The organism is Alloalcanivorax sp. C16-1 (assembly GCF_046507805.1).
Lineage (GTDB): Bacteria > Pseudomonadota > Gammaproteobacteria > Pseudomonadales > Alcanivoracaceae > Alloalcanivorax.
The window spans coordinates 504,910-528,565 of the sequence record NZ_JBKFTK010000001.1 but is presented as its reverse complement, the minus strand read 5'-3'; the positions used below and the strand labels follow the sequence as shown (position 1 = coordinate 528,565).

The 23,656-nt window shown below is 64.4% G+C and carries 24 protein-coding genes; 6 read left to right on the top strand and 18 right to left on the bottom strand.

Annotation, left to right across the window (positions count from 1 at the left end):
* Nucleotides 1-13 precede the first annotated feature (13 nt).
* The 4 genes from ACLD0W_RS02580 to ACLD0W_RS02565 form a co-directional block, all read right to left on the bottom strand.
* Entirely contained in the window at nucleotides 14-799 is a 786-nt protein-coding gene (locus ACLD0W_RS02580) for an ABC transporter ATP-binding protein (RefSeq protein ID WP_410305945.1), read from the bottom strand.
* Nucleotides 796-1,806 carry a branched-chain amino acid ABC transporter permease gene (locus ACLD0W_RS02575; RefSeq protein WP_410305944.1) on the bottom strand — a complete coding sequence of 337 codons (1,011 nt, stop codon included), beginning with the start codon at nucleotides 1,804-1,806 and terminating at the stop codon, nucleotides 796-798. Before ACLD0W_RS02575 ends, ACLD0W_RS02580 begins: the two co-directional genes overlap by 4 nt.
* Entirely contained in the window at nucleotides 1,806-2,681 is an 876-nt protein-coding gene (locus tag ACLD0W_RS02570) for a branched-chain amino acid ABC transporter permease (protein WP_228232080.1), read from the bottom strand. Before ACLD0W_RS02570 ends, ACLD0W_RS02575 begins: the two co-directional genes overlap by 1 nt.
* A 77-nt stretch (nucleotides 2,682-2,758) precedes the next feature.
* Nucleotides 2,759-3,916 (bottom strand): ABC transporter substrate-binding protein, encoded by a 1,158-nt coding sequence (locus tag ACLD0W_RS02565; protein WP_410305943.1) that lies wholly within the window; start codon nucleotides 3,914-3,916, stop codon nucleotides 2,759-2,761.
* A 257-nt stretch (nucleotides 3,917-4,173) separates the two neighbouring features.
* On the opposite strand from ACLD0W_RS02565, the gene paaX reads away from it, so the two are divergent.
* Nucleotides 4,174-5,100, top strand: a complete 927-nt coding sequence (paaX, locus tag ACLD0W_RS02560) for a phenylacetic acid degradation operon negative regulatory protein PaaX (RefSeq protein ID WP_410305942.1) — start codon at nucleotides 4,174-4,176, stop codon at nucleotides 5,098-5,100.
* Here paaX and ACLD0W_RS02555 read toward each other — a convergent pair.
* Nucleotides 5,097-5,699, bottom strand: coding sequence for a phenylacetic acid degradation protein PaaY (locus tag ACLD0W_RS02555; protein ID WP_410305941.1), 603 nt, complete (start codon nucleotides 5,697-5,699; stop codon nucleotides 5,097-5,099). The genes paaX and ACLD0W_RS02555 overlap by 4 nt on opposite strands.
* Before the next feature lie 292 nt (nucleotides 5,700-5,991).
* Here ACLD0W_RS02555 and paaG point away from each other — a divergent pair, with 292 nt between their 5' ends.
* The 5 genes from paaG to ACLD0W_RS02530 all read left to right on the top strand — a co-directional run bounded on the left by paaG (nucleotide 5,992) and on the right by ACLD0W_RS02530 (nucleotide 10,523).
* A complete protein-coding gene (gene paaG / locus ACLD0W_RS02550; protein WP_410305940.1) occupies nucleotides 5,992-6,792 on the top strand; it encodes a 2-(1,2-epoxy-1,2-dihydrophenyl)acetyl-CoA isomerase PaaG in 801 nt (266 codons plus the stop codon).
* A gap of 72 nt (nucleotides 6,793-6,864) precedes the next feature.
* Nucleotides 6,865-7,326 carry a hydroxyphenylacetyl-CoA thioesterase PaaI gene (gene paaI / locus ACLD0W_RS02545; protein ID WP_410305939.1) on the top strand — a complete coding sequence of 154 codons (462 nt, stop codon included), beginning with the start codon at nucleotides 6,865-6,867 and terminating at the stop codon, nucleotides 7,324-7,326.
* Complete coding sequence (pcaF, locus tag ACLD0W_RS02540) at nucleotides 7,323-8,531, top strand: 3-oxoadipyl-CoA thiolase (RefSeq protein WP_410305938.1); 1,209 nt, start codon at nucleotides 7,323-7,325, stop codon at nucleotides 8,529-8,531. The genes paaI and pcaF overlap by 4 nt, the downstream gene beginning before the upstream one ends.
* 61 nt (nucleotides 8,532-8,592) lie before the next feature.
* Complete coding sequence (paaK, locus tag ACLD0W_RS02535; protein ID WP_204427344.1) at nucleotides 8,593-9,900, top strand: phenylacetate--CoA ligase PaaK; 1,308 nt, start codon at nucleotides 8,593-8,595, stop codon at nucleotides 9,898-9,900.
* Between the two features lie 296 nt (nucleotides 9,901-10,196).
* Nucleotides 10,197-10,523 carry a YnfA family protein gene (locus tag ACLD0W_RS02530; protein ID WP_410305937.1) on the top strand — a complete coding sequence of 109 codons (327 nt, stop codon included), beginning with the start codon at nucleotides 10,197-10,199 and terminating at the stop codon, nucleotides 10,521-10,523.
* Nucleotides 10,524-10,829: 306 nt separating this feature from the next.
* On the opposite strand, the gene ACLD0W_RS02525 is transcribed toward ACLD0W_RS02530, so the two are convergent.
* The 13 genes from ACLD0W_RS02525 to ACLD0W_RS02465 all read right to left on the bottom strand — a co-directional run bounded on the left by ACLD0W_RS02525 (nucleotide 10,830) and on the right by ACLD0W_RS02465 (nucleotide 23,515).
* A complete protein-coding gene (locus tag ACLD0W_RS02525; RefSeq protein ID WP_410305936.1) occupies nucleotides 10,830-11,705 on the bottom strand; it encodes a putative RNA methyltransferase in 876 nt (291 codons plus the stop codon).
* Nucleotides 11,706-11,964: 259 nt separating this feature from the next.
* The gene (locus tag ACLD0W_RS02520) at nucleotides 11,965-12,165 is read right to left on the bottom strand and encodes a hypothetical protein (protein ID WP_410305935.1); all 201 of its coding nucleotides are present in this window, start codon (nucleotides 12,163-12,165) and stop codon (nucleotides 11,965-11,967) included.
* Nucleotides 12,166-12,173: 8 nt separating this feature from the next.
* Nucleotides 12,174-12,596, bottom strand: a complete 423-nt coding sequence (locus ACLD0W_RS02515) for a PH domain-containing protein (protein ID WP_410305934.1) — start codon at nucleotides 12,594-12,596, stop codon at nucleotides 12,174-12,176.
* Between the two features lie 113 nt (nucleotides 12,597-12,709).
* Complete coding sequence (locus ACLD0W_RS02510; RefSeq protein ID WP_410305933.1) at nucleotides 12,710-13,612, bottom strand: EamA/RhaT family transporter; 903 nt, start codon at nucleotides 13,610-13,612, stop codon at nucleotides 12,710-12,712.
* Nucleotides 13,613-13,707: 95 nt separating this feature from the next.
* Entirely contained in the window at nucleotides 13,708-14,220 is a 513-nt protein-coding gene (locus tag ACLD0W_RS02505; protein ID WP_410305932.1) for an aromatic-ring-hydroxylating dioxygenase subunit beta, read from the bottom strand.
* Nucleotides 14,221-14,231: 11 nt separating this feature from the next.
* Entirely contained in the window at nucleotides 14,232-17,084 is a 2,853-nt protein-coding gene (locus ACLD0W_RS02500) for an FAD-dependent oxidoreductase (protein WP_410305931.1), read from the bottom strand.
* Between the two features lie 72 nt (nucleotides 17,085-17,156).
* Nucleotides 17,157-18,437 (bottom strand): TRAP transporter large permease, encoded by a 1,281-nt coding sequence (locus ACLD0W_RS02495; protein ID WP_410305930.1) that lies wholly within the window; start codon nucleotides 18,435-18,437, stop codon nucleotides 17,157-17,159.
* 24 nt (nucleotides 18,438-18,461) lie between these two features.
* Nucleotides 18,462-18,974 (bottom strand): TRAP transporter small permease, encoded by a 513-nt coding sequence (locus ACLD0W_RS02490; protein WP_410305929.1) that lies wholly within the window; start codon nucleotides 18,972-18,974, stop codon nucleotides 18,462-18,464.
* 22 nt (nucleotides 18,975-18,996) lie between these two features.
* On the bottom strand, nucleotides 18,997-20,010 hold the full coding sequence (locus ACLD0W_RS02485; RefSeq protein WP_410305928.1) for a TRAP transporter substrate-binding protein: 1,014 nt from the start codon (nucleotides 20,008-20,010) through the stop codon (nucleotides 18,997-18,999).
* A gap of 274 nt (nucleotides 20,011-20,284) precedes the next feature.
* Nucleotides 20,285-21,247, bottom strand: coding sequence for an amidohydrolase family protein (locus tag ACLD0W_RS02480; RefSeq protein ID WP_410305927.1), 963 nt, complete (start codon nucleotides 21,245-21,247; stop codon nucleotides 20,285-20,287).
* Nucleotides 21,244-21,882, bottom strand: a complete 639-nt coding sequence (locus tag ACLD0W_RS02475) for an isochorismatase family protein (protein ID WP_410305926.1) — start codon at nucleotides 21,880-21,882, stop codon at nucleotides 21,244-21,246. The genes ACLD0W_RS02480 and ACLD0W_RS02475 overlap by 4 nt, the downstream gene beginning before the upstream one ends.
* Complete coding sequence (locus ACLD0W_RS02470) at nucleotides 21,879-22,652, bottom strand: Asp/Glu racemase (protein WP_410305925.1); 774 nt, start codon at nucleotides 22,650-22,652, stop codon at nucleotides 21,879-21,881. Before ACLD0W_RS02470 ends, ACLD0W_RS02475 begins: the two co-directional genes overlap by 4 nt.
* Before the next feature lie 44 nt (nucleotides 22,653-22,696).
* Nucleotides 22,697-23,515 carry an alpha/beta fold hydrolase gene (locus tag ACLD0W_RS02465; RefSeq protein WP_410305924.1) on the bottom strand — a complete coding sequence of 273 codons (819 nt, stop codon included), beginning with the start codon at nucleotides 23,513-23,515 and terminating at the stop codon, nucleotides 22,697-22,699.
* Nucleotides 23,516-23,656 lie beyond the last annotated feature (141 nt).

The following is a 23,656-nucleotide window of genomic DNA, read 5'->3' as shown; positions in this document are numbered from 1 at the left end:
GTCACGGTATTGATCATGCGGTGGCCTCCTCGCGGGAATGGCGGTTGCCCAGGTAGGCGTCGATCACATCCGGGTTGGCGCGGATTTCCTCCGGGGTGCCCTCGGCCAGCTTGCGACCGTAGCAGAGCACCAGCACCTGGTCGGAAATGCTCATCACCAGTTTCATATCGTGCTCCACCAGCACCACGGTGATGCCCCGGTCGGCGATCTTGCGGATCACCTCGCGCAGGGCATCGGTCTCGGTGCGGTTGAGGCCGGCGGCGGGTTCATCGAGCAGCAGAATATCCGGCGAGGCCGCCAGGGCGCGGGCGATTTCCAGGCGCTTGAGCGCGCCGTAGGGCATCGCCGAGGCGTGGTGTCGGATGTATTGGCCACAGCCGACGAATTCCATCAGCTCGGCGCATTCCTCCCGGCATTGCTGATCGGCCCGGCGCAGGGCGGGCAGCTTGAACAGCGAGGTGAAGGTGCCCTGCTTGAGGTGCCGGTGGCGCCCCAGCATCACGTTTTCCAGGGCCGTCATGTTCATGCAGATCTGCAGGTTCTGGAAGGTGCGGCACATGCCCAGCGGCGCCAGCTCATGGGGCTGGTGGCCGGCCAGGCTGCGGCCGTTCAGGTGCACGCTGCCACTGCTGGGCTGATAAAGCCCGGTGATCAGATTGAACAGGGTGGTCTTGCCGGCGCCGTTGGGGCCGATGATGGAATGAATGCGGCCTTTCTCCACCTGGAAGCTCAGGTCCTCCACGGCGTGCACGCCGCCGAACTCCTTGCCCAGCTGGTCCACGGAAAGCAATGCGGTCATGAGGCCTCCTTCTGGAAGCGGCGGGCGAGGGTCGGCACCAGGCCGCGCGGCATGAAGATCATCACTACCATCAGGATGGCGCCGAACAGCACCATCTCCAGCTCTTGAAAGCCGGTCAGGAACTGCGGAATCAGCAGCAGGATCACGGTGCCCAGGATCACGCCGTAGGTGGAGGCCATGCCGCCCAGCACGACGATGGTGATCAGTTCGATGGAGTGGGTGAACGAGGCGATATTGGGGGTGATAAAGCCGCCGTAGTAGCCGTACAGGCTGCCGGCCAGGCTGGCGTAGACGGCGGAGATCACGAACACCCGCAGCTTGAATTTACCGGTGTCCACGCCGGCCACCTGGGCGGCGATTTCCGAGCCGTGCAGGGCGCGCAGGGCGCGGCCCAGGGGCGAATCGATCAGGTTCAACGCGAACAGTACCGACAGAAACAGAAACCCGGCGGCGATGCCGTACCACACCTGGGTGCCGGTAATGGCGACACCGAACAGGTCGTAGCTGCCGAACACGCTGAGCTCATGGCCGAACAGGCTCAGCGGCGCCACCGGCAGGCCGTCCGGCCCGCCGGTGAGCTGGTCCTCGTTGTTGATCACGATGGCGGCGATCACGCCCAGGCCGAGGGTGGCCATGGACAGATAGTGGCCCTTCAGGTGCAGGATCGGCTTGCCCACCAGCCAGGCCAGCGCCGCCACGCCCACCGCGGCCAGCAGCATGGCCGGCACCGGGGTGAGTTCGAATTGCTGCACCAGCAGGGCACTGCCGTAGGCGCCGGCGGCATAGAACGCCGCATGGCCCAGGCTGATCTGACCGGCGTAGCCCACCAGCAGATTGAGCCCCACCGCGACGCCGGCGGTCAGGGCGATTTTGATCATCAGATCGTAGTGGTAGTCGTTGCCGGCCAGAAAGGGCAGCACCAGCAGCACCACGGCGAGTACCGTCAGCCCCGGCCATTTGGCGGTGGCGCGGACCCGGGACGGGCTGTGCGGAGTCGCTTCGCTCATTACACTCGCTCCACGGCGCGGCTGCCCAGCAGACCGTTGGGCAGGAAGAACAGAATCGCCAGGATGATCACGAACGGCACCGCGTCCTTGTAATCCGACGAGATGTAGCCGGCGGTGTAGGCTTCGGCCAGACCCAGCAAAAGACCACCGAGGATGGCGCCGGTGCTGCTGCCCAGGCCGCCGATGGCGGCGGCGATAAAGCCCTTCAGACCGAGCATGATGCCGATGTCGTAGGAGGTCAGGGTAATCGGCGCCACGATCACGCCGGCGGCGGCGCCGATCACCGCGGAAATGCCGAACGCCATCATCAGAATGGCGCCGGTCTTGATGCCCATCAGGCTGGCCGCGTCCTTGTTCATGGAGGTGGCCAGCAGCGCCTTGCCCAGAGCGGTGCGAGTAAAGAACAGCCCCAGGGCGGTGACCAGCACCGCGGCGATGCCAAGAATCCACAGGCTCTGGGTAAGCAGAATGGCGCCGCCCAGATTGATCGATTCGGTGGCGCTGAAATTGGGCAGGGCGTGGTATTCCTTGCCCCAGAACACCTGGGCCAGGCCGCGCAGGAAAATCGACGCGCCGATGGTGATGATGATCAGCGTCACCACGTCGGCGTTTTTCGCCGGCGCGATGGCCAGCCGGTGCAGCAGGATACCGGCCACGCCGGCCATGGCTATGGCCAGCGGAATGGCGAAGTAGATCGGCACGCCGGCGTCCATCAGGACCACGGTGCCCATGCCGCCGATCATCAGGAATTCGCCCTGGGCGAAGTTGATCACATGGCTGGCGTTGTAGATCAGGGTGAAACCCAGGGCCACCAACGCGTAGATGGCGCCCAGGGTGACCCCCGAGAAGGTGAACTGGAAAAACTCGCTGAACATGATAGTGCCCGGGATGGTCGTGGGGGGAGGGCGGGGGCGATCGCGACGGCGGTGCCGCCGCGATCAGGCGTGAGGACTTATTCCGTCAGCGCCCAGTCGCCGTCCTTCACCTCGAGGATGCGGAAGGACTCGGCGGTGAGGCCCATATGGTCCTCGGGGCTCATCCGGTAGGTACCGGTCACGCCCACCGCGCCGTCGATGTTTTCAAGGGCGTCGCGCACCTTGGCCTTGTCGGTGCTGCCGGCCTTCATCATTGCCTGGACCGCCAGTTGCAGGCCGTCGTAGGCGTAGGCGCCGAAGGTGGACACCGACTCGTTGTAGTGGCTTTCGTAGTCGTTCTTGTAGCGGTTCAGCACATCGTACTGCGGGTCGGATTCCGGCAGCTTGTCCGCCACCAGCAGCGCGGAGGCGGGCAGACGCAGGCCTTCGGCGGCGTCACCGGCCAGTTCCAGGAAGCTGTCGGAAGCCACGCCGTGGGACTGGTAGAAGGGGATGTCGATGCCCAGCTGGGCGTAGTTGCGGGTCACGATGGCCGGACCCTGGCCGAAGTCGAAGTTCAGGATCGCCTGCACACCGTCGGTGTTGCGGATACGGGTGAGCTGGGCGGTGGTGTCGGTGTCCTTCGGGTTGTAGGTCTCGTCGGCGACGATCTCAATGCCGAAGTTGCCGGCCTCTTCCTTGGTCACGTTGCGGCCGGAGGCGCCGAAGCCGCCGGTGCCGGAAATCAGGCCGATCTTGGTGAAGCCGCGCTCTTTCATGTCCATCAGGATCCGGCGGGCGGCCTGACGGTCGGACTGTGGGGTCTTGAACACCCACTTCTTCACCGGGGTGGTGATGGTCTCGGCGCCGGCCAGGGAAATGAACGGCACGCCGGCCTGCTCGATCAGCGGTACCGCCGCCATGGTGGCGCCGGTGGTGGAGCCGCCCACGATCAGATCCACCCGGTCCTGGCGCAGCAGGCGGTTGGCGAAGGTGCGCGCCTTGGAGGCGTCGCCGGCGTCGTCGTAGTGGATCAGCTCCAGCTTCTTGCCCAGCACGCCGCCGCTGCCGTTGATTTTGTCGATGTAGAGTTCCAGGGTTTTCAATTCCGGATCGCCCAGGAAGGAGGCCGGTCCGGTAACAGAAAGGAAGGAACCGATTCGGATGGTGTCGGCGGCCTGGGCCGGCACGGTGGCCAGGGTCAGACCGAGAGCGGTGACCGCGCCGGCGGCCAGCTGTTTCAGCATTCTTTTCATTATCGCACCTTTAAACGTATGCCAGTTGTTCTTATGGCGGGCCTGAGATGTCCCATCCGGGCCCGACGATAGGCACAGGTATAAAGCGATACGCCATGCAAGTCAATACGGCGTTTAATGTGTCATAAAAGTGGACCTATGCCGCCAAGTGCCCGATTTAGCGTGGAATTCGTGTGTTGTTTGTGTCATATAGAGGGGCCGTTTGGTAGTATGTCGAATCTTTTCGAGGGCCCGTTGGCGCATAAGGGGATAGGGTTTTGGACCTGCAGTCCGAGCATCTGGAAACGCTGATCAAACGCTTTCAGCAGCGCCGTCCGCTGCGCACCGGCTCATTGATCATCACCGTGTTCGGTGATGCGATCGTGCCCCGTGGCGGCACCGTCTGGCTGGGCAGCCTGATCGAATTGCTGGCCCCCATGGGTGTCAATCAGCGCCTGGTGCGCACCTCCGTGTTCCGGCTCACCCGCGAGGGCTGGCTGATCGCCGAGAAGGTCGGCCGGCGCAGTTATTACGGCCTCACCGGCGCCGGTCGGCGGCGCTTCGAAAAAGCCTTCAAGCGCGTCTATTCCGGTGGGCAGCCGGCCTGGGACGGTGCCTGGACCCTGGTGATCCTCAACCAGCTGGACGCCGACCGTCGCCGCGACGTGCGCCAGGAACTGGAGTGGATGGGCTTTGGCGCCTTCGCGCCCACGGTGCTGGCGCACCCGGGCGTGGACCGGGCCGAGCTGAACGCCTCGCTGCAGGAGCTGGGCGCCCTGGACGACGCTATTCTGTTCCAGACGGATACCGTGGATCAATTCGCCACCCGCCCGCTGCGCCGTCTGGTGCGCGAAGCCTGGAATCTGGATCAGCTGGCGGAAGGCTACCGGGACTTTCTCGATCAGTTCCGGCCGCTCTGGAATCAGATGCGCAAGGAGCGCACCCTGCCGCCCCGGGAATGCTTTCTGGCGCGCACCCTGCTGATTCACGAATACCGGAAGCTGCTGCTGCGCGATCCGCTGCTGCCCGACGAGCTGCTGCCCGCCGATTGGGAGGGCCGCGCCGCCCGGCAATTGGCCCGCAACCTCTACCGGCTCACCGGCCAGGGCGCGGAAACCTGGGTCAGCCAACACGCCGAAACCGCCCAGGGCCCGCTCCCGGAAGCCGGGGAAAGTTTCTACCAACGCTTCGGCGGCCTGGACTAGCTCGCCGCTTCCTCGCCTTTTGGCGCGATCTTATTGGTTTGCATGCGCGGGCGGTCCGCTTCCTGTTCGGTGAGCGGGTCGCAGGGCTTCATGGCCCGCTGATAACGACGCGCCAGCTCCTGGTATTCCAGGGTGCCTTCGTATTTCCAGCGCACCTCTTCCTCGCTGAGTTCGCGCTTCACCACCGCCGGCGCGCCGATCACCATGGAGCGCGGCGGGCAGGTGAAGCGGCCCTTGACCAGGGCGCCGGCGGCGACGATGGAGGACTCGCCGATTTCCGCGTAGTCCAGGATCACCGCGTTCATACCCACCATGGCGTTGCGGCCGATGCGGCAACCGTGCAGCACCGCGCCGTGGCCGATGTGGCCGTCTTCCTCGACGATGGTGTCGGTGCCGGGGAAGCCGTGCATCACGCAGGTGTCCTGAAGATTGGCGCCGCGTTCCAGGATCAGGCGGCCGAAGTCGCCGCGCAGGCTGGCGCAGGGGCCCACGTAGCAATCCGGGCCGACGATCACATCGCCGATCAGGACGGCGGTCGGGTCCACATAGGCGTCCGGGTGCACCACCGGGGTGATGCCTTCAAGCTGATAACAGGGCATGGCGGGTCTCCAGGAAAAGCGGGGCCGGGGCCGTGAAGGTAGGCTGAATAAGCTACATGACCTGTAATGCGCGATCAAAGGAGTAATCGTGTAACATGAAAGGGTGGTTCTCAGATGTTATTGCAAGCTATTGTTTTAAAATAAAAAAATCCTAAAAAAAGAAAGAATGGATGTCCGGCAAGGCGTAAATGCGATACACGAATATGTGTCTTATGTATTGACTGGTGTCACGTTTGAGCTATGCTCGGAAACTCCTCATCCGTCATCTGTCACGAGAGATAAGAGACGCACCATGGCCTACGACACCCTCGAATTTTCGCTTCGCGACGGCGTGGCCACCCTGGTTCTCAATCGGCCGGATCGCCTCAACAGTTTCAACGAAACCATGCATCAGGAAGTGCGCCAGTCGCTTACCGAGGTGCAGGCGGCGGTGGAAACCGGCGACTGCCGGGCGCTGCTGCTCACCGGCAACGGCCGTGGCTTCTGCGCCGGCCAGGACCTGTCCGACCGTAACGTGGCCCCCGGTGACGACATGCCCGACCTGGGCTATTCCATCGAGACCTATTACAACCCGCTGATCCGCACCCTGACCGCCCTGCCGGTGCCGGTGGTGTGCGCGGTCAACGGCGTGGCCGCCGGCGCCGGCGCCAATATCGCCCTGGCCTGCGACATCGTGCTGGCGGCCCGCTCGGCCAGCTTTACCCAGGCGTTCGCCAAAATCGGCCTGGTGCCGGATTCCGGCGGCACCTGGCAGCTGCCCCGTCAGGTGGGTCTGGCCCGCGCCAAGGGGCTGGCCATGCTGGGCGACAAGCTCAGCGCCGAGCAGGCGGAAGCCTGGGGGCTGATCTGGCGGGTGGTGGACGACGAGGCCCTGCGTGACGAGGCCGCCGCCCTGGCCGCCCACCTGGCCACCCAGCCCACCCGTGGGCTGGCGCTGATCAAGCAGGCGCTCAACGAAAGCGGCACCAACGATCTGGACACCCAGCTCGACCTGGAGCGCGACCTGCAGCGCCAGGCCGGCCGCACCGCCGATTACCGCGAAGGCGTCGCCGCCTTCATGGAAAAACGCAAACCGGAATTCAAGGGCGAATAACGCCCCGGGCCGGCGCTCGCCAACGGCGGGCCGGTCTCAGAATAAAAGCCATACGCAGTAGGGAGAGTTATGATGCCCGAATCCTCCGCCACGGTGGATGCCGGCGCTCTGGCACGGCAATGCGCCGACGCCATGTTTGCCCGTGACCGCGCCAGCCAGGCGCTGAACATTCGCCTGGACACCATCGAGCCGGGCCGCGCCGTGCTCACCATGCCGATCACCGAGACCATGATCCAGGGTCACGATTCCTGCCACGGTGGCTATATCTTCACCCTGGCGGATTCGGCCTTCGCCTTTGCCTGTAACACCTACAACGAGGCCACCGTGGCCTCCGGCTGCGCCATCGAATACGTGGCGCCGGGCAAGCTGGGCGACACCCTCACCGCCGACGCCCGCGAGCAAACCCGCAAGGGCCGCACCGGTGTCTACGACGTGCGCGTCACCAATGGTGACGGCGAGCTGGTGGCCCTGTTTCGTGGCAAGTCCTACAAAATCCGTGGTCCGGTGATTCATGAACAGGAGGGCGACGCATGAGCGACGCACTGATTTTCGACGCCATCCGTACCCCGGTGGGCCGCTACGGCGGCGCCCTGGCCAGCGTGCGCGCCGATGACCTGGGCGCGATTCCCATGAAGGCGCTGATGGAGCGTCACGCGGACGTGGACTGGAGCGCCGTGGACGATGTGTTCTACGGCTGCGCCAACCAGGCCGGCGAGGACAACCGCAACGTGGCGCGCATGAGTGCGCTGCTGGCGGGCCTGCCGGTGGACGTGCCCGGCGTCACCCTGAACCGCCTGTGCGGCTCCGGCATGGACGCGGTGGGCAGTGCCGCCCGCGCCCTGCGTTGCGGTGAGGGCGAGCTGATGATCGCCGGCGGTGTGGAGTCCATGTCCCGGGCACCGTTCGTGATGGGCAAGGCGGAGCAGGCGTTCTCCCGGCAAGCGGACGTCTTCGACACCACCATCGGTTGGCGCTTCGTCAATAAACTCATGAAGGACCAGTACGGCATCGACTCCATGCCGGAAACCGCCGAGAACGTGGCCGAGCAGTTCAAGATCAGCCGTGAGGACCAGGACGCCTTCGCCGTCCGCAGCCAGCAGAAGGCCGGCCGGGCCATGGCCGACGGCACCTTCGCCGACGAGATCGTGCCGGTGAGCGTGCCGCGCCGTAAGCAGGACCCGCTGATCGTCCGCGACGACGAACACCCGCGCCCGCGGACCACCCTGGAGGCGCTGGCCAAACTGCCGACGCCGTTCCGCCGCGAAGGCGGCAGCGTCACCGCCGGCAATGCCTCCGGCGTCAACGACGGCGCCTGCGCCCTGCTGATGGGCAGCGAAGCGGCGGCCAAACGCTGGGGTCTGAAGCCCCGCGCCCGGGTGCTGGGCATGGCCACCGCCGGCGTGGAACCGCGCATCATGGGCATCGGCCCGGCGCCGGCCACGCAAAAGGTGTTGGCCACCACCGGTCTGAAGCTGGCGGATATGGATGTGATCGAGCTGAACGAAGCGTTCGCTTCCCAGTCCCTGGCGGTGCTGCGCGAGCTGGGTCTGCCGGACGACGCCGAGCACGTGAACCCCAATGGCGGCGCCATTGCCCTGGGGCACCCCCTGGGCATGAGCGGCGCGCGCCTGATCACCACCGCCCTCCATGAACTGGAGCGCCGCCAGGGCCGCTATGCGCTGTGCACCATGTGCATTGGCGTTGGCCAGGGCATCGCGGTCATCATCGAAAGAATCTGAAGCAACGCAGTCGGGCGCGGCGCGCCCGGCCATTAGAGAATAAAGAGAGGCGGAGATGGATATGCCATTCAACCTTGAGAATCGTTTTGACTCGGTGGAGATGAGCGACGTCGCCCAGCTCCGCGAACTGCAGCTCGACCGCATGCGCTGGAGTCTTACCCACGCCTACAACAACGTGCCCTTCTACCGGAAGAGCTTCGACGACGCCGGCGTGCACCCCTACGACCTGCGCAGCCTGGACGACCTGCGGCACTTCCCGTTCACGGTGAAGAACGACCTGCGCGACAACTACCCGTTCGGCATGGTGGCGGTGCCCATGCGCGACGTGGTGCGCGTGCACGCCTCCAGCGGCACCACCGGCAAGCCCACCGTGGTGGCCTACACCCAGAACGACATCGATGTGTGGTCCGACGTGATGGCGCGCTCGATCCGCGCCGGCGGCGGTCATGCCGGCGACAAGGTGCACGTGGCCTACGGCTATGGCCTGTTCACCGGCGGCCTGGGCGCCCACTACGGCGCCGAGCGTCTCGGTTGCACCGTGATCCCCATGTCCGGCGGCCAGACCGAGAAACAGGTCCAGCTGATCAACGACTTCAAGCCGGACATCATCATGGTCACGCCCTCCTACATGCTCAACATCGCCGACGAGATGGAGCGCCAGGGCCTGGATCCGAAAGCCTCCAGCCTGCGGGTGGGCATCTTCGGCGCCGAGCCGTGGACCCAGACCATGCGCGAGGAACTGGAAGCGCGCCTGGGCATCCACGCCCTGGACATCTATGGCCTCTCCGAAGTGATGGGTCCCGGCGTCGGCATGGAATGCATCGAAACCAAGGACGGCCCGACCATCTGGGAAGACCACTTCTATCCGGAAATCATCAACCCGGAAACCGGCGAAGTGCTGCCCGACGGCGAATACGGCGAGCTGGTGTTCACCTCGCTCAGCAAGGAAGCCCTGCCGATCATCCGCTACCGCACCCGCGACCTGACCCGGCTGCTGCCCGGCCAGGCCCGCCCCATGCGCCGCATCGACAAGATCACCGGCCGCAGCGACGACATGCTGATCATCCGCGGCGTAAACGTGTTCCCCACCCAGGTGGAAGAACAGATCCTCAAGATCGAGGCCCTGGCCCCGCACTACGAAATCCACGTGGAAAAGGAAGGCAACCTGGATCACGTCACCGTGCGCGTGGAACTGAAACCGGAAGCCGCGCCGCAGGCCGAAACCCTGTCCGTGGAAGTGATCAAGGAGCTGCAGCACCGGGTGAAAACCCACATCGGCATCAGCACCAAAGTGGACCTGGCCGCCCCCGGCACCCTGGCCCGCTCCGAAGGCAAAGCCAAACACGTCTTCGACAACCGCCCCAAATAACCCCCAACCCGCCCTCACCCCGCCACCTGGCGGGGCTGGCGGGGTCGGACCTCGGTAACCCTCTGATTTAGTAGATATAGATACCCCGGAATGCCTGTATTTGCCGCCTTACAGGTCTGTTTTGGGCGGCAAATCGGCGCTTTTAGCCGGTATCGGCTCCGCGTTGTTTTCTTAAACGCTGCTTTCAGGCCCCATACAGGCGGTTTAAGGATCAAAGAACCACTTAGGAACTGCGGAAATACTTATAAATCAATAAGTAGCTGAGGTCCGACCCCGGTGGGTACAATCCACGAATCATGATGACGCCCTTGCTTTACATCGCCGCCGCCCTGGCGGAAATCGCCGGTTGTTTCTCCGTGTGGGCCTGGTGGCGTCTGGAAAAATCGCCGCTGTGGCTGGTGCCGGGGCTGCTGAGTCTGGCGCTGTTCGCCTGGCTGCTCAGCCTGGTGGACACCGATTACGCCGGCCGGGCCTATGCCGCCTATGGTGGCGTCTACATCGTGATGTCGCTGCTCTGGCTGTGGATCGTGGAGCACCGGGCTCCCGATCGTTGGGACCTGCTGGGGGCGGGAATTTGTCTGGTCGGCGCCGGTGTCATTCTTCTTGGGCCCAGAGCGGCGTAACCGATCGTTCGCCAGCTTCCAGGCTGGTTCGCGGCTGAAGTCGCGGTGGCGTTAGCCGCGACCGTTGCCCAGGGTTACGCCCCGGCCTCGCGGGGCCTCGCGGGGTCGGACCTCGGTAACGCTTTGATTTCATGGGTTCCGATGCCCTGATCGGCCCGAATTTTTCGCCTTACGAGGCTGGTTTGGGGTAGCAAAACCAAGCTTTCAGCCAAGCATTCGGCTCGGGCGGCCTGCTTAAACGCCGGTTTGAGGCCCCGTATAGGTGGTTTAAGGGATGAAAACCGATACGAAAACCAGGGAAAGTGCCTATAAATCAATAAGTAACCGAGGTCCGACCCCCGGGGCACGCTCGAGTCGCATCAGGCGTACATCCACGGTGACGGTGAGCGTTTCAAGCGCTGCCGCTCGCGCCCGGCCTTCGGCGTTGGCGCGATAGAGATGCGGGGTCATCGCCAACAGGTCGGCGATGGGTTGCGCGCCGGCCAGCTTGAGCGGATAGCGGATCGTCTCGGTCCCCAGCAGGGTAAAGCCCGGCGGCGTTTCCGGGCTGCCCGCGCGCTCCGGCTTGAGTGTCGGGTAGATGATCTCGCGCAGCTCACGCAGATGATCAGGCCCGGCATCGACCTGTAACAGCAGCCCACCGGGCTTCAGCACGCGGGCGAACTCGTCATATACGGGAAAGCCGAACAGGCACAGCAGCCGGTCCAGCGTGGCGGACAGCACGGGGAGCCTGGCGTTGCTGCCCACCACCCACCGGGCGCGCTTATCCTGTTTCGCGGCGGCCAGCACCGCCGGCTTGGAAATATCCAGCCCGAGCAGTGCCAGGGGCGGCTTTCCATCGGCGAAACGGGCCAACTCCCGCAGATAGTGGCCCTCCCCGCAACCGGCATCGAGGCAGTGAGCCATCGCATCGGCGGGTAGCCCTTCCAGCGCCGCGCGGCTTACCGCTTCGGCAATCGGCCGGTAATGACCGGCGGCGAGAAAGCGCTGACGGGCCGCCACCATATCCGTGCTGTCGCCGGGGTCCCGTGAACGCTTGCGCTGGACCGGCAGCAGGTGAACGTAGCCCTGGCGGGCGATATCGAAACTGTGGCCGCCGGCGCAGTGCCAGGTGCGGTCACCTTGCCGCAGCGGCTCGCCATCCAACGGGCAGGCCAGCGCCTGAAAAGGGGTAATGTTCATGGTTGGCCGTACCTTGTTGGGTGGGGTCGGACCTCGGCAACCCTTTGATTTAATGGAGGTCGACGCCTTGCTCAGCCCGCAGTTTCTGCTTTAAGAGGCTATTTTGGGGGAGCAAATCGGTAGTTTAGCCGACATTCGCTCCTGGCTACTTTCTTAAACGCCATTTTCCGGCCCCATATACGCGGTCTAAGGACCTGAAACTGGCTTGGAAATCGGAAAAGCATTTATAAATCAATAAGTAGCCGAGGTCCGACCCCGTCTAGGGGAGGGCGATCCAGATCATCAGGAGGCCGGCGGCGAGGCCGAGGAAGAACAGGCCCCAGAGGGTGCCGATGTTGGTTTCGTCGCCGAATTTGTCGGAGAGTTTGACGGCGCGGGCGAACAGGGCGATGCCGGACACGGCGCCCAGTACCAGCAGCGCCAGGCCGACGATCAGCAGAATAATGTCAAAGGTTGTCATGGCGGTCCTTATTCCACGTCGAATTCGCGCACGCCTTTGGCGGTGCGACATTCTTCAACGTACTGGCGCAGTTTCTCGCGCAGCTCCTCGCCGTTCTCGATGGCTTTGATGACCACCACCGGGCTGGTTCGGTCGGAGGTCCGCAGGATCACGTTACCCAGGGAAAACAGCCGCAGGAAAAAGGGCTCTTCAAGCTGGTAGTCGCGCACCCGGTAGAGCTCCAGTTCGTTGGTTTTGCGGTTGAGCACGCCGTAGCGGGTGCGCAGTCTCTGGGTGGTGAGCTCGTACTTGGTGTACTTCACCTCCAGCCAGCGCCACAGGGCGATAAACAGGGGAATCACCAGGAAAAACAGCAGCCCGCACACAATGAAGGTGCCCAGGTTGACCACCTGGGAAGGGGTGCCGTACCAGACGTCTTTTTCTTCGCGCATGGCCATCTCTTTGTCTTCGATAGCCGGTTTGTACCATTGAAGGGCGCCGGACTCGACCGGTGTTTCACTTTTTGCGGTGAAATTTTGCCGGATTTGACGCCGGAACCGGCCGGTCAGGTGCGGGCGCCACGATGAAACAAGAGGGTGCCGGCGGCCACCAGCACCACCGCCAGCCCGAAAAACGGCGGTGGCGCTTCGCCCAGGGCGAGGATGGCGATCAGGGTGCCGACCAGGGCCGCGACCGTGCCGATCTGGCTCAGGTACACCGGGCCGGCCATTTTCTGTAGCACGAAATAGAACGAATACAGCACCGCGAACACGCCCACTTCGATCCACAGCAACCGTACGGTTGCGTCGTTGGCCAGCAGTTCGCCGCCGCGACCCGGCTCCAGCAGCAGCACGCAGGGCACCAGCATCAGGGCGGCGCCGATTTCCATCAGGCCGGCCAGAAACAGGGGCGAGGTATTGGCGGGCCAGCGAAGCGAGCGGTACACGTTGCCGGCGGCCAGCATCATCGGCATGGCCAGTACCAGCAGCGCCCAGCCCGGCGAAGCGCTGGCGTTGCCGGCCTTGGCGGCGGCCAGCAGCAGCCCCCCGGCGAGCCCCAGGGCGACGCCGGTGAGCCGCAGCAGCCGCACCCTTTCCAATCGCATCACGGTGGCGATGATCCAGGTGAACAGCACCGGAAAGGCAAAACTCATGGACAGGTAGCCGGCGCCCACATGGCGCACCGCCAGAAAGCCCAGGGCGGTGGGCGCCGCCAGCAGAAAGCCGGAGATCAGCCCGTACTCCAGCGTGCGCCGGTTGATCGGCATGGATTGCCGGGTCAGAGCGGAGAGCACGGTCAGGATCAGGCCGGCGCCGCCGATGCCCACCATCAGAAAGGTGAGCCGGGGCGCACCGGCCTGGTCGGCGAGCTTAGCCAGAATCAGCGACAGGCCGAGGAAAGTGCCCACCAGCAGCAGGCAGCCAAAGGCGGCCAGCCCGGCCTTGCCGGTGCCGGTCAGGTTGGACATGACCCTCTCCATGGCGTTAGAGAATAAAGTGGCGTTAGAGAATAAGGTGGCGTTAGAGAATAAAAAAGGCGCGCCACCGGGGCGCGCCAAGAGGGTTACACGGGATACACCAAGTCATTGTTCAGCAGCAGGTTGTCGTAGATGGCCCGCCGTTCCTGGAGCTTCAGTTCGCCGTTCTCGAACACGAAGCGGTCCAGATAGCAGCCCACCTGATGCAGGGTGGCGGTGGGCTGGTCCATGAGTACCTGAGTGAGCATGTAGTTGGCGCCGGCGACGATGGTGCCGTCGTCCTGGGGTTCGGCGTAGGTGTTGGTGACGAAGTGCCGCAGGTAGCGGGGCGCGAACATGGACGTCTCCAGGATCGCCAGGGCGCGGTCCTTGAGCATGCCCTTGCCTTCGCAATAGACCAGGCCCACCGGCAGATTGGCGGCGTGGTTTTCACGGCCGGACACCACGTAGTAAGCGTCTTCGGTGAAGAACTCCACCCAGTCGTGCAGGCGCCCGTCGTCCAGGGCGCGGCAATAATCGGTATTGAAGCGCTCGATGGCGTGGACCAGTTGCCCCTGGTCGAGCCCGGGAGCGGCCTGATTTTTCTTGATCGCTTCCATAACAGTCTCCCTTATTCGATGTCCAGGGCCTGGCGCCAGCTTTGGTACATGGCGCGGATGGCGGATTCAGAAATCAGCGTGTCGGCGGTGCCGGCGGGGGTGTCCGGATCCAGCGCCACCAGATGTTCGCCCGGCTGAGTGCGCTTCATGCCGTCCTGGACGAACTTGATCGCTTCGTTGTCCTCCAGACCGAGGAAGCCGGCCGGGCCCATCAGGTTGCCCTGGCGCAGGCGGTGGCGGGTCATTTCCTCGTCGTCGTCGGCGAAGCCGAACATGGTCCAGTTCATGACGAATTCGTCCGGGCCGCCGGGCACGATCTGCCGCACGCCCAGGGTGTTCATCTCCCGCTGCACGATCAGGTTGGGCCAGATCGTCAACATGGTGACGCTCCACTCCGAGTTGAACTCGGGAATGAAGTCGAGCATGTCTTCCCGCTCCAGCTGGAATTCGGGCCGGTAGGCGCGCATCTCTTTCTGGTTTTCCTCACTGACGGTGCCGCCGTCGCTTTTCGCCGAGGCCATGGCACCGTGCAGACCGGTTTCATCGCAGATCATCTGCGACTTGTTGCCGGCCACCAGCAGCCCGAAGCTGACCAGGAAGGTGTGCAGCAGGGTGGCGTGGTAGGGGTCCTTCAGGTTCTCGTGGTAGAGCTTCCAGTTGCCCGGCAGGGAGTTGCGGTAATAGCCCAGCAACTTCAGCTCGCGGCCGTCGAAGGTGGCGTCGAACTCGCGCAGCATGTCCGGGCCCAGATAGTCTTCCAGCGGCTTCATGTCGTGATCGAAGGAGGCGAATACCACGCCGTGGCGGGTGGTCACCTTCAGCTTGGTGGGGCCGTGGTCGCAGGTCTTGAAGTCCTTGGGCATGCCGCCCTTGCCGTCCACGCCACGCCGGAACGGCACCCCGGCCAGGTTGCCCTTCAGGTCGTAGGACCACTGGTGGTAGGGGCAGACGAACTCTTCGGTGTTGCCGCGCAGGTCGCGGCAGAACTGGGCGGCGCGGTGCGAGCAGCGGTTGACGAACACATTGATGTCGCCGTCCTCATCGCGGCTCACCACCACCGGGGTGGGGCCCACGTTGCTCTGTTTGAAATCGCCGGCGTTGGGGATTTCCACTTCCAGGGCCACGTAGTTCCAGGTCGGCCCGTGGAAGATACGTTCCACTTCCAGTTCGAAAATATAGGGGTCGGTGTACACCCAGTCCGGCACGCGGGTCAGACCTTCCCGGGGCCAGACGTAGTAGTTGGACAGATCGCTCATCGTTCCTCTCCGGAGTGGGGCGGGCAGTCGGGCATCACCGGCGGCGCCGGCGGTGTTCTCCAAAAGGCGGTTCAGGGCGTCGACGGACAGACCCCGACGCAGCCATTCGCGACCCCGGCGTATGGCGCCGGGATCATTGAAGGCGATCACCCCGGTGAGGCGCTCGCCGTTGTGGAAGTACAGCGTTTCGGACCCGTTCGAGCCGGCCTTGGCGACCATCTGGTCGTCCGCCGTGGGCAGGCCCAGCATCTGAATGTTGTGCCCGAACTGGTCGCTCCAGAACCAGGGCACGGCGTCGTGGGCGGTGTCCTGGCCGGCCATGGTGCGGGCGGCGGCGGCGGCCTGTTCCTGGGCGTTCTGCCAGGATTCCAGTCGCAGAAGGGTGCCGTCCTGGCGGCGGGTGACGGCGGCATCGCCGGCGGCGAACACGCCGTCCAGGCCGGTGCGGCCAAAGCGGTCCACCACGATGCCGTTCTCGATATCCAGGCCCAGGCTCTCCGCCAGAGCGGTTTCCGGAATCACGCCGATGCCGACCAGCACGCTGTCCGCGCGCAGGGTGTCGCCGTTGTTCAGCTTGAGGACCACGCCGCCGTCGGCGGCTTCGAAGGCGGTGGTTTGCACATCGGTGAGAATGCGCACGCCGTTTTGTTCAGCCAGCTTATGCACGCGCAGCGCCGCCAGGGGGTGCAGGGCGCGGCTGCAGATGCGCGGCGCGGCTTCCACCAGGGTCACTTCACAGCCCCGTTGACGGGCCGCCGACGCAACCTCCAGGCCGATAAAGCCGCTGCCGATAATGGCGATATGGCGGCCCGGTTGCAGGGCACGCTTGAAGGCGATGGCGTCTTCCAGGGTGCGCAGGCTGTGCACCGCGGACAGGTCCGCGCCGGGAATCGGCAGCGGGCGCGGCGAGGCGCCGGTGGCCAGCAGCAGTTGGTCGTAGGTGTGACTGTCGCCGTCGCTGGCGGTGAGGGTCTTTCGTTCCGCGTCGATATCGGTGACCGTCACGCCCAGGTGCAGCTCGATGTTCAGCTCAGCCGCGTCGGCGTTGTCCAGCAGCGTGGGGCCGTGCAGCGGCGCCTCGCCCAGCAGGATCGCTTTCGACAGGGGCGGGCGTTCATAGGGCAGCGCCTGTTCTCGGGCGAACAGTTTGACGGTGCCGGTAAAGCCCGCGTCGCGCAGGGCACGGGCGGCGCTGGCCGCCGCCTGGCCGCCGCCGACGATAACGAAGCAGCGGTCATCCCGTTCCTCGGCCATGGCGATGCGGTTGTCGGCGGGCGCTTCGGCGACCTCGGCCGGGCGGGTCACGTCCACGAACACCTGGCCGTCTTCCACCTTCACCGCGTAGGTCTCCAGATCCTTGCTCACCGGGCCGGACAGGGCTTTGCCGGTGCGCACGTCGAACACCGCCTGGTGGAGCGGGCACTCCACGCAGCCGTCTTCCACGAAGCCATCGCTGAGCAGCGCGTACTGGTGGGTGCAGATATTGCCGGTGGCCAGATAGTCCTCGCCGAACCGGTAGAGCGCCACCGCTATCTTGTCGATGGTGACGGCCATGACGCCGCCGTCCGGAGACAGTGCGTCGGCGCCCTTCACTGGGGTCCAGGCCATGGTGATCAACCTCGCAATTTAATCAGTATACTTCCTAATAATACAAAAAAGTCCACCTCCCCACCAAGGTCTTTAATTGAGCAGACCGGGCAGGAAAGTGGAGACGGACGGAAACAGGGTGACCAGCATCAACACCACCAGGTTGACCAGCAGGAACGGCCAGACACCGGCGATGATCTCGGTGACCGGCACGCGCAGCGCGCTGGAGGCGACGAACAGGTCCAGGCCGAACGGCGGCGTGATGGTACCAATGGCCACGTTCAGGACCACGATGATGCCGAATTGCACCGGGTCCACGCCCAGGGCCATGGCCACCGGCGCCAGCACGGGGACCAGTACAATCTGCATGGACACCGGATCCATGAACATGCCGGCGATCAAAAACACCACGTTGACGATCAGCAGAAACTGCAGCGCGCTGATGTCGGCGCTGGCGATAAAGGCGCCGATCGCCGCCGGCACGCCGGCCACGGTCACCAGGTAGCTGGCGAAACTGCCCACCGCGAGAATGATGAACAGGGTGGTGGTGATCAGCGCCGAGGACTCGGCCACTTGAGCCACGCCTTTCCAGCTCAGCGCCCGGGTGATCAGGGTCTCCACCAGCAGGGCGTAGAGCGCCGCCACGGCGGCGGCCTCTGTGGTGGTGAACAGGCCGCTGTAGATGCCGCCGAGAATGATGATCGGCATGCCGATGGGCAGCAGCGCCGCTTTCACCGCTTTGCAGCGTTGCTCACGGCTGGCTTTCTCGCCGAGCTGCGAGGTTTCCTTGCGGCTTTTCAGATGCACATAAACGGTGAAGGCGGCGGCCAGCACGGTACCCACCGCCAGGCCGGCGGCGAACAGATCAATGATCGAGGTGCCGGTGAGCCAGCCGTAGATGATCAGGGTGATGCTGGGCGGCACCAGCAAGGAAATTTCCGCGGTGGCGACGATCAGGCCCACCGCGAAGGAGCGGCTGGCGCCGGTGGCGATCAGCCGTGGGAACAGAATCTTGCCCAGGCCGGCCACGGTGGCCGGCGCCGAGCCGCTCACCGCGCCGAACGCGAAACAGGCGCCGGTGGTGGTGTGGCTGAGGCCGCCGCGGCGGTGGCCGATGAACGCTTCGACCATGCCGGTGAGGCGCGCGGCGATGCTGCCGCGTGCCATCAGCTCGGCGGCGAACACGAACAGCGGAATCGCCAGCAAGGTGGATTGGTTGATGCCGCCGATCATCTTCTGGACCATGACGATGTCCGGCAGGTTTTCCAGGAACAGGTGCTTGCCCACCAACCCGGACACGCCCAGCACCAGAAAAATTTCCGCGCCGGCCACGAACAGGGCCACGGCGACGACGGTGATCAGAACAGACTTCATGAAGGAATCCTTGGCCGTCGGGCGTCAGTCGGCGCTGTCGAGCGCCGGCCGGTGCGTGGGGAACAGAACGTAGCGCACGTAGCGCAGGGTCAGCAGCACCATGCCCAGGGGCAGGGCGGCGTACAGCCAGCCCATGGACACATCCAGCGTGTTGCTCACCTGGCCGGTGGCGATGATGCGTTGCAGAAACTGCCAGCCAAGTACCGTCATATAGGCGCAGAACAGCGCCCCGATTACGTCCAGCCCACGCTGTATCCAGACCAGCAGCGAGGCGCCGATGAACCGCTGTAGCAGGTTCATGGACACGTGCCGGCCCTTGTCCATGGTGTAGCCGAGGCTGACGCACACCAGCCATACCAGGATGAAGCGGGACAACTCATCCACGCCGTCCAGGTGCCGGGCCAGGCCGGGAGCCAGGTTATGCAGCAGCACGTTGATGCCGTAAAGAATCGGCAAGGCCAGCATCAGGCACACCAGCAGCGCGCGCTCCACGCCGGCCAGGGCGCTCCAGAGTTTCATCCACATTATTTTGTCCACATCGTCCCGCTCCGGCGCGCCGTTATTCAGTGATGTCGCTGTACGTGGCTTCGTACAGATCGATCAGCGTCTGGCCCTTCTTGCCGGCCTGGTCCAGGAAGGCGTCCCGGGCGGCGGGGTACATTTTTTCACGCAGGGCCTGCTGTTCGGCGTCATCCAGCTCGTTGATGGTGAGACCGGCGGCTTTGATTTCCTCCAGCGCCTGCTTCTGGTTCTCGCCTTTCACCTTGGCCAGTTCCAGGGCGTTATCGACGAACACCTGGCGCACGGTTTTCTTATCGGCGTCGGACAGACCGGCCCAGAAGGTGGGGCTGAACAGCACCACGTTTTCCACCACGCCGTGGGCGGACAGCAGCAGGTACTTCTGCACTTCGTGGAATTTCATGCGAGCGATGGAATCGAGCGGGTTTTCCTGGCCGTCGACCACGCCGGTTTGCAGCGAGGTGTACACATCACCGAACGGAATCGGCATGGCCTGGGCGCCCACCGCTTCAAACTGGGCGCGCAGCACGCGGGAGTCCATGATGCGGAATTTCTGGCCTTTGAAATCGTCGATGCCTTCCAGCTTTTTGTTGGACGTGAAGTGTTTGAAGCCGCCGGGCCACAGGGCCACCGCTTCGAAGCCTTTTTCCTTGAAGGAATCCAGCAGGGCGCGGCCGAAGTCGCTCTTGCGCAGGGCGTTGGCCTGGTCGTCGCTGGTGGGAATCAGATAAGGAATGTCGAGGATCGACACCAGCGGGTTGAAGCCGCCGATGAACGCGGCGGGCACCACCACGGCGTCCTGCATGCCGAGCTGGACCGCTTCGGTCATGGCGCGGGCGTTGCCGAGCTGGGAGGAGGGGAACACGGAGAATTCCACCCGGCCGTCGGTGCGTTCGGCGATCTGTTTGGCGCTCAGTTTGAGCACCTGGTCCAGGGGCTGGCCGGAAGCCTCCACATGGCCGACGCGAGCGGCGGTATGGCCGACAACGGGCAGGGTCAGAGCCAGGGTGGTGGCGATCAGAAAGGCGTGGCGTAAGGCTGCGTATGCTTTCATTTTTTCAGTACCTGTACAGAGTGCGATTCGGGCGGAGCCCGTGGCCGGACTCCGGTTCATCCCTGAACGCTGTTTGTTAATAGTCAGTATGCTGATCTATTGGCGGAGGCTGACTGCTCCAACGAAGCTAAGAGCAAATGTTGTGCCAGCCGCAGGCCCGCCAATGTCCGACTTTTTTGTATACTAGAGCACGTTATTGGTGCTGGTGCACCGGTTTGATTCATATGGCGGGTCGGTTTCCCGCCTTTTTACCGCGCCGGCAAGCCGGCTGTGCTTAAAGTTTCAGAAGCCGTTTGGCGTTGTCGCGGCACACCTTGGCGCGTACTTCGTCGCTCATCGGCGCGTCGTCAATAAAACGGGTGGCCAGTTCCGTGGATTCGTAGGGATAGTCCACGGAGAACAGCACGCTGTCCTCGCCCATTTCGCCGATGGCCGCCATCAGGGTCGGTGCCGAGCACACCCCTGAGGTGGTGATCACGATATTGCGACCGAAGTATTCGGACGGCGCCCGCTCCAGGGTCACGCCCTGGGCATAGACCGGGAAACGGCTGTCGAAGCGCCAGCGCATGAACGGCAGGCCCTCGCCCATATGGCCGATAATGATTTTCAGGTTCGGGAAGCGATCGAAGACGCCGCCGAACAGCAGCCGCAGCGCATGGGTGCCGGTTTCCACGCCCCAGCCCCACACGGCACCGGCCAGTTCCGGGTGGCCGCGCATGGAATCCACTTCCTTCCAGGGATTGATGGGGTGCAGATACAGCGGCACGTCCAGATCCTGCATGCGCTCCCAGAAGGCGTCATAGGCCGGGTCGTCGTAGTAGACGCCGTTGGTGTGGCCGTTCACCAGTGAGCCCTTGAAGCCCAGCTCGCGCACCGCGTATTCCAGTTCATCGGCGGCGGTGGTCGGGTCCTGCATGGCCAGTGTGGCGAAGCCGGCGTAGCGGTCGCCGTGGGGCGCGATGCGGTCCGCCAGATAGTCGTTGTTTTCCCGGGCACGACGGATCGCCCGTTGGGTGTCCGCTTCCGCCTGCACGCTCGGACCGGACTGGGACAGCACCACGGTTTCGATGCCGTGGCGGTCCATTTCTTCCAGGCGCAGCTGGTCGAAGTCGTCCAGCCGGGCGGCCAGTTCCTTTTGGCCCGCCGACTCGATCTTGTCGAAGAACATGGCGGTGTATTCCTGGAAACCCGGCGCCATGAAATGCTCTTCCAGGGCGATTTTCTTGATCGTTGTCATGGGGTCGTTCCCGCTTGTTTGAGATGCTCGAGGAAATCGGCGGTGTCGATCACGTCGCCGTACTTGCCGTTGATGTCGAACAGGTTGGCCTCGTGGGGCGCCGGATGGCGGTCGCCGACGCCGTCGCGCAACACCATCACACGGAAGCCGTGTTGCAGGCCGTCCACCGCCGAGGCGCGAATGCAGCCGCTGGTGGAACAACCCACCAGCACCAGGGTGTCCACGCCCAGGGCGGTGAGGGTGGCGGCCAGGGAGGTGCCGAAAAAGGCGCTGGCGTATTGCTTGGTGATCACCAGCTCATCGTCGCGGGGGATCACCTCATCGCAGAATTCCGCCAGTGGATTACCGGCCACCATGGCTTTCATCACCGGCGCTTTCTTTACCCAGACGCCGCCGTCCAGAAACCGGCCGGGCTGATAACGGATGTTGGTGTGAATCACCGGTACGCCGGCGTCGCGGGCGGCGGCCAGGGCGCGGGCGGCCTGGGGCAGGGCGTCCACCACGCCGGGGGCGTACAGGTCGGCGCCGTCGGTGGTGTAGGCCTTCATGAAATCGATGCTGATCAGCGCCGGGCGTTGCCCGAAGCCGATGCGCGTGTCCCAGACGCCCGCATAGTTATCGCTGGCGGTGCTCATGACGCCCTGGCCTCCGGGGTCGGGTAGCGACCGCTGAGCAGGGCGCCGGCGCCGGGCACCACCGGTTCCAGGCCGAGCCGGTCGAGCATGCCGCGCACGGTGCACACGGCGGTGGACACCACCGGAATGCCGAGTGCGTCCTCCACGGTCTGGATCGCCGGCAGCGAGGGCATCTGCACACAGGCGGACAGCACCACCGCGTCCACGCCGCTGGTCTTCAGCTCGGCCACGTCCTCGATCAGTTTGAGCGGGTCGCGGCGGCCCACTTCCAGGTTGTCGGGGATTTCAAAGCAGCGCCAGTCAGTGACCTGCACGCCTTCGTGCTCGATGTAGGCGACTACCTTTTCGGTGAGCGGTTTCATGTAAGGCGCCAGCAGCGCCACTTTCTTCGCGCCGAGAATATGCAGCCCTTCGACCAGCGCGCCGGCGGAGGTCATCACCGGCGCCTCGCAGTGGTTTTCCCGGGCGGCCTGGCGCAGCTCTTCCTCGGTCTGGCGGTGGTAACCCAGACCCTGGGCCATGATCGCCACCAGGCAGGCGGTGCTCATCACGTCCACCCGGGCGTCGGCCAGCTCGGCGGCGCAGCGTACGCCCTGGGCGTTCATGGCTTTCAGTTCCTCCGGCGTCACCTTGTGCATGCGCATGCGACTGGAATGGAAGGTGAAGCGTTCCGGGAAGCGGCTTTCCCGGGCGCGCAGCATGGCGGGGATTTCCGTTTCCATGGTGGTGTTGGAGCTGGGAACGATCTGGCCGATGCGATAGGTGGTCATGGCGTGGGTCCTTTTCTTATTACGGGCCGTTTTGTCCGGAGCGGTTAGAGCGGCTGGTCGAGCAAGTCGGATAGGGCGCGGAAGAAACCTTCCAGATCGTCCCAGGGAATCATGTGCCCGGCGTCCGGGGTGCGGCTGATGCGCAGATCCGGCAACTGCTCGCGCAGCTCCGCTTCGTCCTCGGGCAGGATCACGTCGCCCCGGCCGGCCACCATCAGGCCGGTGCGGATGCCGGTCAGGGCCGGCAGGTCGGCGTGCACGTCGTCCTGGTGAAAGCCGTCGTAGCTGGCGCGGATGGCGCGCAGGTCGCAGGTGTGCAGCCACTCCGCGCGCAGTTGCAGCTGTTCCTCGCTCCAGGTGGCGCAGTAGTGGCGCATGCGGTCCGCGTCGATGCCCTTCTGGCATTCCAGGATGGAATCCTGGTACCAGGGCCAGGCGCTGGGGTAAGCGCGGCGGCCCGGGCCGGAGACTGGCGGGTCCACCATGATCAGATGGGCGATGCGGCCGTCGGCGCCGCCCCGTTTCACGGCGCGGATACCGTGGCGGCCGCCCATGGAGTGCCCGACCAGGATCACATCGTGCAGATCCAGCGCGCCGATCAACGCCAGCACGTCGTCGGCGCAGGCGTCCAGACCGTAGTCCAGATGCTCACCGCTTTCCGACAGGCCGCGCCCGCGCACGTCCAGCACCCAGGTGTCGAAGTGCCGGCCCAGCCGTTCCGCCACGAAGCCCCAGGTTACCGCCGGGCTGGTGATGCCGGGCACCAGCAGCAGGGTCGGGCCCTGGCCGCCGTAACGCAGCACGTGCTGGCGGATCCCGTTGGCGTGGACGTGGCGCCCGTACAGAAAAGTGGTGCCGGTCATGGGCTGCTCCTGATCATTCTGCGATTTCTCGCAATATATATCAGTATACTTCCTAATTTCAAGGAAGCGCCCTTCGACGTTTTTTTCTATAAGTGCATGTATTTAATAGGTTTATTTGTGGTGGCTGGGCTTTTCTCCTGG

Excerpts from the sequence above, each read along its gene's own strand:
- ACLD0W_RS02580 (WP_410305945.1), bottom strand. The coding sequence starts at position 799 with ATGACCGCATTGCTTTCCGTGGACCAGCTGGGCAAGGAGTTCGGCGGC.
- ACLD0W_RS02575 (WP_410305944.1), bottom strand. The coding sequence starts at position 1,806 with ATGAGCGAAGCGACTCCGCACAGCCCGTCCCGGGTCCGCGCCACCGCC.
- ACLD0W_RS02570 (WP_228232080.1), bottom strand. The coding sequence starts at position 2,681 with ATGTTCAGCGAGTTTTTCCAGTTCACCTTCTCGGGGGTCACCCTGGGC.
- ACLD0W_RS02565 (WP_410305943.1), bottom strand. The coding sequence starts at position 3,916 with ATGAAAAGAATGCTGAAACAGCTGGCCGCCGGCGCGGTCACCGCTCTC.
- ACLD0W_RS02555 (WP_410305941.1), bottom strand. The coding sequence starts at position 5,699 with ATGCCCTGTTATCAGCTTGAAGGCATCACCCCGGTGGTGCACCCGGAC.
- paaG (WP_410305940.1), top strand. The coding sequence starts at position 5,992 with ATGGCCTACGACACCCTCGAATTTTCGCTTCGCGACGGCGTGGCCACC.
- paaI (WP_410305939.1), top strand. The coding sequence starts at position 6,865 with ATGCCCGAATCCTCCGCCACGGTGGATGCCGGCGCTCTGGCACGGCAA.
- pcaF (WP_410305938.1), top strand. The coding sequence starts at position 7,323 with ATGAGCGACGCACTGATTTTCGACGCCATCCGTACCCCGGTGGGCCGC.
- paaK (WP_204427344.1), top strand. The coding sequence starts at position 8,593 with ATGCCATTCAACCTTGAGAATCGTTTTGACTCGGTGGAGATGAGCGAC.
- ACLD0W_RS02530 (WP_410305937.1), top strand. The coding sequence starts at position 10,197 with ATGATGACGCCCTTGCTTTACATCGCCGCCGCCCTGGCGGAAATCGCC.
- ACLD0W_RS02525 (WP_410305936.1), bottom strand. The coding sequence starts at position 11,705 with ATGAACATTACCCCTTTTCAGGCGCTGGCCTGCCCGTTGGATGGCGAG.
- ACLD0W_RS02520 (WP_410305935.1), bottom strand. The coding sequence starts at position 12,165 with ATGACAACCTTTGACATTATTCTGCTGATCGTCGGCCTGGCGCTGCTG.
- ACLD0W_RS02515 (WP_410305934.1), bottom strand. The coding sequence starts at position 12,596 with ATGCGCGAAGAAAAAGACGTCTGGTACGGCACCCCTTCCCAGGTGGTC.
- ACLD0W_RS02510 (WP_410305933.1), bottom strand. The coding sequence starts at position 13,612 with ATGTCCAACCTGACCGGCACCGGCAAGGCCGGGCTGGCCGCCTTTGGC.
- ACLD0W_RS02505 (WP_410305932.1), bottom strand. The coding sequence starts at position 14,220 with ATGGAAGCGATCAAGAAAAATCAGGCCGCTCCCGGGCTCGACCAGGGG.
- ACLD0W_RS02500 (WP_410305931.1), bottom strand. The coding sequence starts at position 17,084 with ATGGCCTGGACCCCAGTGAAGGGCGCCGACGCACTGTCTCCGGACGGC.
- ACLD0W_RS02495 (WP_410305930.1), bottom strand. The coding sequence starts at position 18,437 with ATGAAGTCTGTTCTGATCACCGTCGTCGCCGTGGCCCTGTTCGTGGCC.
- ACLD0W_RS02485 (WP_410305928.1), bottom strand. The coding sequence starts at position 20,010 with ATGAAAGCATACGCAGCCTTACGCCACGCCTTTCTGATCGCCACCACC.
- ACLD0W_RS02480 (WP_410305927.1), bottom strand. The coding sequence starts at position 21,247 with ATGACAACGATCAAGAAAATCGCCCTGGAAGAGCATTTCATGGCGCCG.
- ACLD0W_RS02475 (WP_410305926.1), bottom strand. The coding sequence starts at position 21,882 with ATGAGCACCGCCAGCGATAACTATGCGGGCGTCTGGGACACGCGCATC.
- ACLD0W_RS02470 (WP_410305925.1), bottom strand. The coding sequence starts at position 22,652 with ATGACCACCTATCGCATCGGCCAGATCGTTCCCAGCTCCAACACCACC.
- ACLD0W_RS02465 (WP_410305924.1), bottom strand. The coding sequence starts at position 23,515 with ATGACCGGCACCACTTTTCTGTACGGGCGCCACGTCCACGCCAACGGG.